The following is a 14,344-nucleotide window of genomic DNA, read 5'->3' as shown; positions in this document are numbered from 1 at the left end:
TTATTGTTTATGAATGGGGGGGTGAAAGAATAATACGAAACGCTAACTATGCTTTACCTTGATATACATATTCAATAAACCAATTTGGAATTTTTCTATCGAAATCAGTTATTCTAACAATATTTCCAGGATCAACAAACGCAACTAATTCATAATGTTCTCCCGAGTTATCAAAAAGGTATGATCTATAGCTTGCCTTGATTGCAGAAATTAAAAGTCTCATGGTTTTATAGTATCTCTTAGAAACAAGATTTTCAGGAACACTATGTCCACCTTTTTGCACTCGCAATTTCACCCTGTCGATGTTAATTTTTGGATCTTCCGTGGTAATGAAATAGAGATAAACTCGATATCCGTTCTCCTTGGCTACACGCATTATCTCTAATTTAGATGGACGCGAAAATACTGTTTCAAAAGCAAAACTTACTCCGGCTTTCAATAATTTATTCCTAATGAATGCAGCAACGTCAGCAGCTAGATAAGAATTGACTTGTCCAGAAAATTGTATTCTATTGAAACGAATTTTAAATTGCTTATAAATATTCGGAGATTTCATTTTAGTTGGAGACATTCCTGATTCAGAAACAAAAAATTGCAGTTCTTCTGTGTTGGCAGAAATTTTATAATCTTTCAAATTTAAAAACCCCTTTTCTACTAAAGACTTTTCAATTTCATCTGCGTTAACAAAAACTCCAATTTTTATTCGTTTGTCAGTTGGATTTTTAAGCTCCTTTGAAAGAAGAGACTACCCAGAGCCGTTCGGTCCGGCATAAATTCTGAGTCGCTTATGTTGTGATTTACTCAAGACGAAATTCTCGTTTATAAATACGTCTTTTAGATCGTGGAAGTCTTTTTACGAATTCTTTCGAACCATCCGGGTGTACCCTGTAAATGATTCCATCAATTTCATACACAACTGAGGTGTCCAATGCTTTAACTTCCTGTTGCGCTTTGAGCGAAGCGTTTATAGCTGCACCAACAATTGCAGCAAGAATAGAACGATCACTTTTTCCGGTCAACATGGCTCCAAGTGCGGCGCCTATTAATCCTCCGGCAATTGCATCTTTAATTATTTCATCTCTATTTTGATGCGGCATAACCCAAAGGTACAAAAAATGAAAGAGTCTTCAATACTAAATCTTGTATGGTTCATGTCCCATGTTTTCTGATAGAAAAACCTAAATGAATTGAGATTCTCGACAAAACGCTCTTGCAACTCCGTAAAATAATTCATGGTGTTACCGCTTTTGAAACGCTCATCATTCAGCGTAAAACCTTTGATGATGTATTCTTTTAATCGCTGCGTTGCCCAAATACTAAATTGTTTGCCTTGAGCTGATTTCACACGATAACCAACAGAGATGATTACATCCAGATTATAATGTTTAACCTCCTTCTGTTGCGTTTTATCAGCAATGGCACCATGTTGAGTGATTGTTCGGAAATTCCGAACAATCACTTCTTCATTCAATTCTCCCTCTTCAAAAATATTTTTGATGTGTTCACTAATTGTTGCTTTGGATTTTTGAAACAATTCACAAAGTTGCGCCTGTGTCAACCAAACAGTTTCATCAACCAAAGTCACATCCAATTTGATGTCTCCTTGTTGGTTTTGATATAGTAGCGCTGGTCATTTTTATTTTAAAAACTTGCGGTTTTCAACAGATTGCAACAAGGTCATTTGTTTAATGGCAATTTGATTTAGTTTAATTAATCTATCTTTTTGAGAAAGTTTTTCATTGATCAAAAGCGCGTTGATATTTTCTAAATTTGATAGACAAATTAGTTCATTGATGTGTGCATAATCTCTTATGTTTCCTTTCAGTGATTTGTTTTCATCACGCCATTGCTTAGCGGTTTTTCCAAAAAGTGCCATGTTCAATACATCTGATTCACTGGCATAAATATCACTGAAGCCTGCTGCGCAGTAATTTCATTCGGAATCAAATGTTCCTTAATGGCATCTGTGTGAATGTGATAATTTACTTTGGCTAATTCACGTTTTGCTGACCAACCTAATTGTTTTTGTTCTTCTTCTTTTAATCGTTGGAATTCTTTAATGAGGTATAATTTGAATTCTATTGATACCCAACTTGCAAATTCAAAGGCAATATCAATATGCGCAAACGTACCGCCGTATCTTCCGGATTTTGAACTAATGCCCCGTGCGTTGGTTGTCTCAATCCACTTTTTTTGGTGTCATTACAAAACTGTTTAACCCTGACTCTTTTCTAAACCCGTCGAATTCGACGGGTTTAAAATCCGGGTTATATAGTTGCTCCCAAAAACCTAACAATTCTATTGTATTTCGGTTTCGTAACCAGTTTTTTATGACGTCATCACTATGATTTGGATTTTTATATTTCGCTATATCTGTTAGCGAAATATATTCCTTTTGACTTATCAACTGAAACCCAATATCTAACCCAAGCGCGTACAATTTTTTACTCTTACTTTTCCAATTACTTGAAAACAATGTTTTGTGATTGCGTTTTCTCTTCGGTTGAAGTTTGCAATTCAGAAATGGGAATTGCTATTGCGTTTTGATGAAATAAAATTAAATAAAATTTTGACTATATTCTATTAAATAAATTTCTTTGCTTTGCTTTTTTCAATCTGCACTGCTACCAATTCAGATTGCTCAGGATGAATGACGGAAAATAATGGATTTCCTTGGATTGAATCCCAAATCTCATGTTCCTTTGAATCAATTTCCATCGGTTCTTCACCAATTACGTAGAATTTATTTTCTGAAATTTTCTTATTGTGTTCTAGCGTTAGCAGTGTGATCAGATTTATATAATGACTGATTGTGTTGTCTAACGTAAGGTGTGAATTTGTGAAATCAAGTGTTCTGGCACCAACAAAAACTCCATTCTTTCCGATACAATCCATGTCAAATGAATAATGCAACGTATTCAATACACTTGAATCTAATTTTACATGTGTATGAACTTTATCTTTGACACGCTCAATCAGCTTTTCTTCTACAATTTCCATAATTGCAGATTTCTTTTTGTGCGTTTGTTTTTTAATCTTCGTTTTTTCAATTAATGATTCGAAAAGGAAGGTCAGATTGTCTTCATTCATTAAACCTTTAAAGACATTGGACTTACTCAACTGTAATAATCCGCTTGAATAATTACTGAGGTAATCCAAATAAGACTCATCAAAAACGTATTCTTTTTTGAAGAGTGTTTTCAAATCTCGTTGATGAATTTTGTTTAGTTCATTTACCTTTTGAACAAGTTGTTTGCAGAAGAAATCAATCAGCGATGGTTCAACTAGTTTTTTTGCAAGCAATTTTCTGTTCTCAGAAAAATGAATCACTGCCTCATTTTTATCAAAGGCTAACAAGCCAATTGAAAATGAATCTCCCGATGATGTGTTCGGGCTAATTTTTAATATGCTGTAGTAAAATTTCATTTTTTGATTCTTGAAAGAAAATCGTTAAACACTTGTTCGTTTCTTTCCTTGTGAAAAAGGAATGTTTGCAAATTCAACCTTTCGTCTTTACTCAACGGAATATGAGGTTGAATGGTTTCAATTATTTCATCAAATTTTCCCTGACATTTCTTTATACAAATGTAAAACAATTCAGGTTGCAAATCAATCCATTTGTTGGTGGGCTTCGCCATTTTTATGATTTGACGAGCTATTTGCGAATATAATACTATCATTAAAGGCGTTAATGACACTGTAAGTTTTTGCATTGTAAGAGTTCTTCAAAATTTCTTTATCAACTTTTACCAAAGCAATTTCAGGTGAATGAAATCCCCATAACTTTAAAAAGTGATGAGCCAAAATTTCATTGTAAATGGAATAATCAAATCGATCTGGACGTTGTGGTTTAATGACATATTTTTTGCGGTCATCCGCAAGTATCAAAACTGGCTTATGACCCTCTGTTTTGAAATCTTTAGAATAGGCAACAGCATTAACCCGTTTCATTTGTTTTTTCTTTTCTTCAATGACTTTGGTTCTGCATCAATTCCAATTTCTGACAACTCATTTTTATCCGAATCACCCCTCAACGCCTCCCTCAAAACCTGCTGCAATAATTTTTCATTGGTTGACTGACTTTCTTTAATACTTGTTTCCAAAGCATCACAGCATTTCATCAACTCATCTAATTTTTGAACGATGCGGGTTTGTTCCGCTAAAGGTGGAAGCGGAATTAAAATATCTTTTAATGCTGCGATACCAATATTTGCTTGATTTGCAGCACCAGTTGATGAATCGAATACAACTTGAAGTAATCTAACATCCTTTAGAGTTATATTGATGTACTTATTTGCAATGAAAGAACCAAAGCGAAAGCAAACCAACACGTTGGTTTAGAAAGAGAGTTTTTGTTTCTAAATCAGATTGACTTAAACATAAAGTGAATAAATAATCCCTTTTAGCTCTCGTACCAGTCATTGTGATTAAGATATCTCCTTCTATTAGTTTTGCTCGAATGGCCTCAAAAGCATAATTATCATCAATATATACTGGGGTCGTTTCCAATACAAGTTGATTGGGTTTTACATTTCCTAACCTAATAACTTGATTTGGAGTTTCTGTTTTTGAATAACGGGTGCTGTCAAAAGCAAAACCGCCCAAAAGTTCTGTGCATAAATCCCCCAACCGACACCAAACCCAATTCTCCGGAATTTCAAATGGAATTTCTTCGGGTTTAATAGGCGGCAATTCTTTTTCCTTTTTTAGTTTCTTCTCAGCAATCAACTTTGCCTTTTCAGCTTTTATTTTTTTGAGCAGCTCACTGGTGGGTTCTCCCGATAGCTTTTGGGATTTGTTTTGTGGAACCAATTTGCCTTGAACAGCATCTTGCAATAATTGCTGGCGGAGTTTTTTTACGAGGGCTTGTTGGTGGGTGAGTTCGGTGGAAATCTCTCCTCCATTTTTTTCCAATAATTGAATATTTGAAATTAATTTTCTTTGAGTTTTGATGTCAGGCAACAAAATTTCCAATTCAAATAGTTCAGCAGTATTAATACGTTGTGTTGCAACGCCTGAAGCAATTTTAGCCAATTCTAAATAAAAATTTCCTTGTTTAAAAAAGTAGAAAAGAAATTCTGGCAAACAGGATTTGTCAACATCAAAAGCCGGTAAATCTGAACTACTTTCAAACCCATCTAGCTCTTTTGGTACAATACCAAATGCACCTTTATGGAAATTTTGTTTACCATAAATGAATTGTCCAGCTTTTCTCAAATATTGTTTTGTGGCACCTTCAACTTCATTTTCCAATCCTCTTTTTTCAACACCAAGTACCTTCAACTTAACTTTAATTCTGCGATCCGGATTTGGGTTTTCTGAAATGACTTTACTCTCAGTTAGTAAATCACCCAGTTTTACTTTTTGCCAACTCATTTTATTGCTTGCTTAAGTTGATTCAATAGTTTGTGACTTTTCTCAAAAGAGGCATTAAGCATTCCAATTAGATCTGAACTGTTGTATTCTTTTTCTTCTTCGGGCTTGGTTGGATTTTTAATATCCAAATCATACCCACGTTCAATAATGGTTTTGATATTTACTTTCCAAGCGATGTCACTTTCTTTGCGTTTGTTCCACCATTTTTTGATGGGTTCAAATTCTTCAACACGAATAGGTCTTGTTTTATTGTAGGCTTTATACCCTTCAGGCATGCGGTGTTCATAATACCAGATGTCTTTGGTTGGTTTTCCTTTCTCAAAAAATAGAAGATTGGTCGCTACTGTTGCATAAGGTTGAAAAACAGAATTGGGCAAACGGATAATGGTGTGCAAATTACAATCTTCCAATAATTTTTGACGCACGCGTTGTTTAACACCATCACCAGTTAAAGAGCCATCTGGTAAAACAATTCCAGCACGGCCGCCCTTTTTTAAGAGGTGAATCATCAATATCAAAAACAAATCAGCACTTTCTTTAGTGCGGAAAGTTTGTGGAAAATTGGTTTCGTTGTTATTGGCTACAATGCCACCAAAAGGTGGGTTTGCCAAAATAAGATCTACTCTGTTTTTTTCAGTAAAATTACCAAGGGGTTGATCTAATGCGTCACCAAATCTGATATTAGGTACTTCAATATCATGCAAAATTAAATTGGTAGTGGCTAACAAATACGGCAATGGTTTGTATTCCCAACCGGCAATATTTTGTTCAATGCTTTTTCGGTCTTTTACATTTTTTACTTGCTTTTTTAAATGCTCAATGGCGCAAGTTAAATAACCACCGGTTCCACAAGCAGGGTCTAATATTTTTTCACCCAACTGCGGGTCTAAAATTTCAGTAATAAATTGTGTGATGGCGCGAGGCGTATAAAACTCACCACTTTTACCGGCGCTCTGCAATTCTTTTAAAATGGTTTCATACAATTCACCAAAAGCATGGCGGTCTTTGGCAATGTTAAAATCAATTTCATTCAGTTTGTTCAACACCTTGCGGATATTGATTCCGCTTTTCATGTAATTGTTATTGCCGTCAAAAACTTCACGCACAATCACCGCGCGCTGATTACCTGAACTTAAATCAATGTTGCGCAAAGCAGGGAATAATTGACGGTCAACAAACTCCAGCAATTCATCACCGGTCATACCTTCATCATCACCTGCCCAATTGCCTTTTTCTTTTACCCAATGAAATTTATCCGGGATGGGTGATTTGTATTTGTCATCTAACAACTCCAACTCTTTGTCTTTATCTGAGAAAATTTTCAGAAAAAGCATCCAGCCTAATTGTTCAATGCGTTGCGCGTCACCGTTAAGGCCGGTGTCTTGCCACATGATGTTTTGAATTGATTTTATTATGCCTGATATGTTGCTCATTTTATGTCTTTTGTATTGCTTAAATTTTAGGTCGCCGGTAATCAGGGACGTTTATTTTTTGTTCATTAATCACATGACCGTCACATAAATGAACATTGATTATCAATGACTTACGAATTGTTTAACTGCGTTAGTCACATGACAGTCACATAAGATTATAAATTTTTCAGGGATTTATTTTCCATAACAATTCACTTTTCCAGTTGTTAGTAAAGCCCATGTATTGCTTGGGTACTTTTGGATATTTATCTAACAAGTTAGACACCTTTAATGCAAAACTGTTTCCTGGGCTCACTGATTTTAAGAGATAAGCGATCATACAAAGCGAAATATAAATCCTGTTGTTTCTATCAGGTGGTGGTAGTTCTCTCAACCATGGTTGTTTTGAGTTTTTAGGCAGAATTGGTGTTCTGGGAATTTTACGATTCCATAAACGCATGTGATGTGCGCAGGTATTTCTTACATAAGAAAGTGAATCAAGCCAAGATTCAAAAACATGTTCATCCAATCCAAAGTGGGTTGCTACATTTTTACGGGCATTACAGTTTTTTAAATTTTTGAACAACATGGAAAGTTGCCCAAAGGAAATTAACTCTAATGCCATCCATGCCGGCGGGTTTGCGGGTTTAGTGTATTTAGAGCGATAATGTTTAATGAAGACCTCGCTAGTCTTGTCCATTTCATCAATAAGAATAGTTTGAAACTTATAAAAATAGGTGTCCTTGCCGCGGTAAAGTGCTTTATCTTCATACCAATTATTACCGTAATCAAGACAATAATTATAAATCAGAGTTGTGCGCATCGCTATTTCAATGCGTTCCAATTCGTCAAAAATTATTAATCTAAGTTTTCTGTCAAAAATGTATGTATCAATAGCGGTTTCAAACGTTGTTCCTTCAATAAATAAATGATCTGTCTTCGGATTTTCCAGAAGCGTGTACCAATATGCGCTTAATCTATAATAGCTAATATTCGAAAGATATTCCTTTGCTTTAGCGTCGTTGGATATTATCATGCCTCGCTCTTTGAGAAGGTCAATTTGGTCATCTAAAGTAAAGGCTGATTTTTCAAATTCCATGATTGTATAAAATGAAAAGACCCGTCCTGGTGCGCTGATCTTACGAGAAGCGTGACGGGTACTGTTGAGACAAATATAAAGCATTTTTTTTCACGCTGTCATTTTTTTCATATTATTTTAAACCAACCTTAGTGAATAAAGCTGTTTAAAGCCTTAATAGACTTCTTGTTTTAAGCAATTTTGTAAAGTTCATTTTCCAACTCTTTTACTGCTTCCAAATATTTTTCTTTACTTCCAAACTGACTAATTATTTCCACCGGTGTTCCAAATTCATCAAATGGATTTACACGCAAAACTTCAATGCTCTCGATATTGGTAATACCTTCATCAGCGTATTTATCTAGCAATGCTTCTAATACTTTGCGGGCTTGATCACCGTACTTTGTAAAGTAATTTCGTTTTTTGACCTTAGTGGCGCGTTCCTTTCTGCTCAGCGGTGGTTGATCATATGCAACATGGCAAATCAGGTCAAACAAATCAACCTCCTTATTGACTGCTTCATAAAGTGCATCCACCATTACACCCTGCTCCATTAGCTCAGCTATAATTGCCTCTTTTTTATCTTCTGAATTCCACTTTAAAAGAAAATCATCAAGAGACTTGTATTGCTTTTGAACAAGATCTCTGGTATGCTCTTTCAAACTGGTTGTTATGGGCTTACCATTTTGGTCAAAATACAATTCGCGACTTACCAAGACCGACACATCTACCCCATTCACGTATACTTTTTGTCGGTTATCCGTCATTACCGGTCGAGCAGTATTTGTCGGATAACGTATTTGGGGCGCTAAAATCTGAAGCTCCTCACCAGTTTCTTCATCTAGCACGGGTATTGTCTGATTTTCTTCTTCGCTTACAATTTCATTCAGCGGTGTTTCTTCATTGACTGGTTTTACTCTAAGCGGCTCTCCATCAAAATGAGGATCTGCAAAAAGGTCGGTTGCATTTCTAAAATCCAGCAGGGTGAAATACATTTTACCATACTCTTCATTAATCCTGGTTCCGCGTCCAACAATTTGTTTGAACTTGGTCATTGAATTAATGTTTGCATCCAGCACGATAACTTTACATGTTTGTGCATCAACCCCTGTTGTCATCAATTCCGATGTTGTAGCAATCACCGGATATTTTTCTTCGGGATTAATAAAATTATCCAATTCCCTCTTTCCTTCATCGTTATCTCCTGTGATCTGCATCACGTACTTGTAATTCTCCGACACCAAATCTGCATTATGGCGAGCAATGGCCGAACGCATGCGTTCGGCGTGATCGATATCGACACAGAAAATGATGGTTTTAGCAAATCTGTCATAACCTTTGAGGAACTCAGTGACCTTTCTGGCAACTACATCTGTCCGTTCTTCAATGACCAAATGCTTATCGAAATCTTTGCGGTTATATATTCTGTCTTCAATTGTCTGACCATGTTTATCAAATTTATTTTTATCTGGCCGCCAACCTTCAGCGTCTACATTCAGTTGAATTCTAACCACACGATATGGCGCTAAAAATCCATCAGAAATTCCTTGCTTTAAACTATAGGTATAAACCGGATCTCCAAAATATTCACTGTTGCTTGCTTCATAAGTTTCACGAGGAGTAGCTGTTAAACCAATATGTGTTGCACTTTGGAAATAAGTTAAAATTTCTCGCCAACTGCTATCTTCTTTTGAACTGCCACGGTGACACTCATCGATAATTATCAAATCAAAAAAGTCTGGAGAAAAATCTTTGTAGGCATCTTCAATACCGGGTTCGTTATTTGTTAAACCTTGGTATAATCCCAAAAATATTTCATACGCCTTGTCAGAACTATCAATCCCTTTTTTTCTATTTGAAACCAGTTCATCTTTTCCATCTTTAGACCCAACGACTTTCTTTTTGATAATGGTCATCTTATCTCTGAAATACTTAAAGTCTCCTTTTCTTGTTTGATCAATTAAAGCAGTTCTGTCTGCCAGAAACAAGATTCGCTTTTTTGCTCCACTTTTCCAAAGTCTGTGAATGATTTGAAAAGCCGTATAAGTTTTACCTGTACCAGTAGCCATTACCAGCAGTACACGGTTTTGGCCCTTTGCAATTGCTTCAACAGTCCTATTTACAGCAATTTGTTGGTAGTAGCGCGGTGACCGTCCAGAACCATCTGAATAATAATCTTGCGAGACAATTTTTTCAGTTTCAGCGGTGGTGATGCCTTTGTATTTTTTATAGCGTTCCCATAAAACTTGCGGACTTGGAAATTCATCTAATGAAATTTCACGTTCAAGATTTTCAGAAGTCTCAGTTCTGTCATGAAATAAAAATCCATCCCCGTTGCTGCTGAACACACAAGGAATATCTAAAATCTGTGCATAATCCAAGCCTTGTTGTATTCCAGCCCTAACAGAATGTTTGTTGTCTTTTGCCTCAATAATCGCAATTGCAATATTGGGTCTATAATAAAGAATGTAATCGGCTCTTTTCCGTTTGCCCCGGGCGGTTAATTTTCCTTTCACATAAATCCTACCGTCAGTAAACGAAACCTCTTCCAGTATTTGAAGCTGATTATCCCAACCTGCCTTGATTAAGGCCGGGGTGATAAACTTGGTGCATATATCTCTTTCTGAAAGACTTTTTTTATCCACAAATTGAATTTATTTCATCTAAAATAAGCATAATGTGTAAAATCCAACTATTTATTCACTCAAAATATACCATCAACAATGATATACACAAACACTGGGTAAACTATTCAAATGGATTTCATAACTAACAGTTTTCAAAATGCCATAACTAGTATTCTCAAAACTTACACCATATAAATAGAAAACATCCCCTATCTTTGCATCCCATGAACGTTTCTGAGTTTCGTTCAGCTTACGCAAAAAGTGAAAAAGTGAGAATGATCTGTTCTCACTTGGCGGCGCATTGTCCAAAAATTAGTTTGCAGGGTTTGGCGGGTTCAGCTAAAACGGTGATTGCTGATGCGGTGATTCAAGAGCTTGGCGGGAATCATCTTTTCATTCTGCCGGATAAAGAAGAAGCTGCTTTTTTTTATAATGATTTGCAGAATTTGGATCATTTGAATCAGGGTATTTTATTTTTTCCGCATAGTTATAAAAGACCTTATCAAATAGAAGAGACTGATAATGCCAACGTGGTTTCACGCGCTGAAGTGTTGGAGCGTATCAACCGAAACGCAGCTGCAATTATTGTGACATATCCTGAAGCATTATCTGAAAAAGTAATCACCAAAAAACAATTTGCCAAAAGTATTCTTGAAATAAAACAAGGCGGAAATTATTCGATTGATTTTATCAACGAACTGCTCATTGAGTATGATTTTGAGAAAGTAGATTTTGTCTACGCACCCGGACAATTTGCCGTGCGCGGTGGTATTGTTGATGTGTTTTCTTTTTCAAATGATGAGCCCTTCAGAGTTGAGTTTTTTGGAGATGATGTAGATACCATTCGCACGTTTGATCCGGTGAATCAATTGTCTGTGAAAACGGTTAATCGCTTTACGGTTGTTCCAAATATTCAGCATCAAAAAACGGAAGAGGTGCGTGAAAGTTTTCTGCATTTTATTCAGCCACAAACCACCATTTGGATTAAAGATGTTGACCTCATCTGCGGCTTAATGGAAAAAGCATATTTGAAAGCAACTGAGGCATACAATCAATTGGCAGAATCACCGGTGAAACATTCTCCGCCGGTTGATCTTTTTTTAGATCAGCATCACTTGCTTGATCAATTGAAAAAATATGCTTTAGTTGAATACAGTGATCGTCCGGTATTGAGTGAAACGGCTGTACACTTCAACTGCGGCATGCAACCAAGCTTCAATAAAAATTTTGATTTGCTGATTGAAGATCTTACAAACAGAAAAAAAGCAAAGTTTATCAACTTCATCATTTCAAGTCAGCCCAAACAAATTGAACGCCTTTACTCTATCTTCAAAGATTTAAAAGCAGATGTAGAATTCAGCATGCTCACCATTGCTTTGCATGAGGGTTTTATTGACAACGAAATGCGTTTTGTTTGTTATACTGATCACCAAATTTTTGAACGTTATCACCGCTTCAGATTAAAAGAAGGATACCGTAAAAATCAACAAGCATTAACGCTGAAAGAAATTTACAATCTTCAAAAAGGAGATTTTGTAACACATATTGATCATGGCATTGGTCGTTTTTCAGGTTTAGAAATTATTGATGTGAATGGCAAGCCGCAAGAGGCTATTCGCTTAGTGTATAAAGACAATGATGTATTGTATGTTTCAATTCACTCACTGCATCGTATTTCAAAATATTCAGGCAAAGACGGCACCGAGCCAACGATGAATAAAATTGGATCACAACAATGGAGTAATGCTAAAAAGAAAACCAAATCTCGCGTAAAAGAATTAGCGTATGATTTAATTAAATTGTATGCTGAAAGAAAAAAAGAAAAAGGTTTTGCCTTTGCGCCTGATACGTATTTACAGAATGAATTAGAAGCATCGTTCATTTATGAAGATACGCCTGACCAGTTAAAAGCAACCCTGGCAGTGAAAGAAGATATGGAGTCAGAAGCGCCTATGGACAGGCTAATTTGCGGTGATGTGGGATTTGGAAAAACTGAAGTTGCCATACGCGCTGCATTCAAAGCCGCAACAGATGGAAAACAAGTTGCCGTGTTGGTACCAACTACCATTTTATCTATACAACATTACAAAACTTTTAGCGCGCGCTTGAAAGAATTTCCGGTGAGGGTTGAGTATATCAACCGCTTCAAATCACAGAAAAAAATTACAGAAACTTTAAAAGCTTTAGAAAAAGGCGAAATTGATATCATCATTGGAACGCATGCTATAGTTGGAAAGAATGTAAAGTTCAAAGATCTTGGTTTAATCATTATTGATGAAGAGCAAAAATTTGGTGTGGGTGTAAAAGATAAATTGAAAACCATGCGCACTTCAGTTGATACCTTAACGCTTACTGCTACGCCCATTCCACGCACCTTACAATTTTCACTGATGGGTGCAAGAGACTTGTCAGTAATCAATACACCGCCACCAAATCGTCAGCCGGTTGAAACTGAAATTATCGGCATGAATGAAGAGGTGATTCGTGATGCCATAACATACGAAGTTCAACGCGGCGGTCAGGTATTTTTTGTACATAACCGCATTCAAAATATTCATGAAATTGCAGGCATGATTCAACGACTTTGCCCCGGCATTCGGTTGGCTGTTGGACATGGTCAGATGGATGGTGAAAAATTAGAAGACATCATGACCGGTTTTATGGAATACGAATACGATGTCTTGGTTGCAACTACCATCATTGAATCAGGTATTGATGTTCCAAACGCAAACACGATCATCATCAACAACGCGCAGACATTTGGCATGAGTGATTTACATCAAATGCGCGGACGTGTAGGGCGTTCTAATAAAAAAGCATTTTGTTATTTAATCACGCCGCCCATGCATCATTTGCCGGCTGATTCAAGAAAAAGATTAGAGGCCGTTGCGCATTTTTCAGATCTGGGATCGGGCTTTAATATTGCCATGCGAGATTTAGATATTCGCGGAGCAGGAAATTTATTAGGTGGAGAACAGTCAGGCTTCATCAATGATATCGGTTTTGAAATGTATCAGAAAATTCTGGCAGAAGCTATTCAAGAATTGCGTGAAAATGAATTTAAAGATTTGTTTGATGCCGATCCTGATGTTGATGGAAAAGACTTTGTTCAAGATTGCATTTTTGAAACCGATTTGGAATTGCTGATTCCGGATAATTATGTCAATCAGGTGACAGAGCGTTTAGTTTTGTATCAAGATTTAGACAGCGCAAAAAACGATGAAGAACTATCCCAATTTAAAACCGGTTTGATTGACCGCTTTGGCCCGCTCCCATTGCAAGTTGAAGAGCTCATTTACTCCATGCAATTGCGGCGCATGGCAAAAGAACTTGGCTTTGAAAAACTGGTAATCAAAGGCGGAAAAATGATTGGCTATTTCATCTCAAAACAAGATTCGCCTTACTACCAATCCAACACATTTACCAGTGTACTAAACTTCATTCAAACAAACCCAAATGATTGTGTGATGAATGAGCGCAATGAAAAACTGCGATTAGTTTTTGATCATGTGAAAAGCATTTCCAAAGCGGTGGAGAATTTGGGGAGGATTGGATCATTGGTGGTTTAGAAGCTCCGTATGTTTCAATTGAGCGCAGGTTGATCATTTCAAGTAGGCGCAGGTCGTTCATTTGAAGTAGGCGCAGGTCGTTCATTTGAAGTAGGCGCAGGTCGTTCATTTGAAGTAGGCGCAGGTCGCGACCTGCGCCTACTTCAAATGGATTATTTAATAATCTTCAACCACAACTGAACCAATTCCCAAAAGCTCAATTCACAATCTTCAACCACAACAAAGCATCTTGTCTTGTCTCAAAAGTGTGTGGAGTCGTCCCACTGGGACGACTTTTAAACA

Annotated in this window: 11 protein-coding genes and 1 pseudogene; 1 reads left to right on the top strand and 11 read right to left on the bottom strand. The window is 36.5% G+C overall.

Annotated features, from left to right (window positions below; genetic code table 11):
• Positions 1–46: 46 nt before the first annotated feature.
• The 11 genes and pseudogenes from IPH66_00355 to IPH66_00305 form a co-directional block, all read right to left on the bottom strand.
• The gene (locus IPH66_00355; protein MBK7127802.1) at positions 47–634 is read right to left on the bottom strand and encodes a zeta toxin family protein; all 588 of its coding nucleotides are present in this window, start codon (positions 632–634) and stop codon (positions 47–49) included.
• 163 nt (positions 635–797) lie between these two features.
• Positions 798–1,097, bottom strand: a complete 300-nt coding sequence (locus IPH66_00350; protein MBK7127801.1) for a glycine zipper 2TM domain-containing protein — start codon at positions 1,095–1,097, stop codon at positions 798–800.
• A complete protein-coding gene (locus IPH66_00345; GenBank protein MBK7127800.1) occupies positions 1,070–1,597 on the bottom strand; it encodes a virulence RhuM family protein in 528 nt (175 codons plus the stop codon). Before IPH66_00345 ends, IPH66_00350 begins: the two co-directional genes overlap by 28 nt.
• Positions 1,598–1,636: 39 nt before the next feature.
• Positions 1,637–2,440 (bottom strand): annotated as a pseudogene (locus IPH66_00340) (KilA-N domain-containing protein).
• Between the two features lie 143 nt (positions 2,441–2,583).
• Entirely contained in the window at positions 2,584–3,426 is an 843-nt protein-coding gene (locus IPH66_00335; GenBank protein ID MBK7127799.1) for a hypothetical protein, read from the bottom strand.
• 183 nt (positions 3,427–3,609) lie between these two features.
• A complete protein-coding gene (locus tag IPH66_00330; protein MBK7127798.1) occupies positions 3,610–3,951 on the bottom strand; it encodes a hypothetical protein in 342 nt (113 codons plus the stop codon).
• Complete coding sequence (locus IPH66_00325; GenBank protein MBK7127797.1) at positions 3,948–4,331, bottom strand: restriction endonuclease subunit S; 384 nt, start codon at positions 4,329–4,331, stop codon at positions 3,948–3,950. The genes IPH66_00330 and IPH66_00325 overlap by 4 nt, the downstream gene beginning before the upstream one ends.
• On the bottom strand, positions 4,291–5,376 hold the full coding sequence (locus IPH66_00320; protein ID MBK7127796.1) for a restriction endonuclease subunit S: 1,086 nt from the start codon (positions 5,374–5,376) through the stop codon (positions 4,291–4,293). The genes IPH66_00325 and IPH66_00320 overlap by 41 nt, the downstream gene beginning before the upstream one ends.
• Positions 5,373–6,809 carry an N-6 DNA methylase gene (locus IPH66_00315; protein ID MBK7127795.1) on the bottom strand — a complete coding sequence of 479 codons (1,437 nt, stop codon included), beginning with the start codon at positions 6,807–6,809 and terminating at the stop codon, positions 5,373–5,375. The genes IPH66_00320 and IPH66_00315 overlap by 4 nt, the downstream gene beginning before the upstream one ends.
• A gap of 166 nt (positions 6,810–6,975) precedes the next feature.
• The gene (locus IPH66_00310) at positions 6,976–7,887 is read right to left on the bottom strand and encodes an Abi family protein (GenBank protein ID MBK7127794.1); all 912 of its coding nucleotides are present in this window, start codon (positions 7,885–7,887) and stop codon (positions 6,976–6,978) included.
• Between the two features lie 170 nt (positions 7,888–8,057).
• Positions 8,058–10,511: a DEAD/DEAH box helicase family protein gene (locus IPH66_00305; GenBank protein MBK7127793.1), complete on the bottom strand. Its 2,454-nt coding sequence runs from the start codon at positions 10,509–10,511 to the stop codon at positions 8,058–8,060.
• Between the two features lie 206 nt (positions 10,512–10,717).
• On the opposite strand from IPH66_00305, the gene mfd reads away from it, so the two are divergent.
• A complete protein-coding gene (mfd, locus tag IPH66_00300; protein MBK7127792.1) occupies positions 10,718–14,062 on the top strand; it encodes a transcription-repair coupling factor in 3,345 nt (1,114 codons plus the stop codon).
• The last annotated feature ends 282 nt before the right edge of the window (positions 14,063–14,344 follow it).

It is taken from the genome of Crocinitomicaceae bacterium (assembly GCA_016708105.1).
Lineage (GTDB): Bacteria > Bacteroidota > Bacteroidia > Flavobacteriales_D > Crocinitomicaceae > JADJGJ01.
The sequence above is the reverse complement of the archived record's forward strand: the minus strand, read 5'-3'. Positions and strand labels throughout refer to the sequence as shown.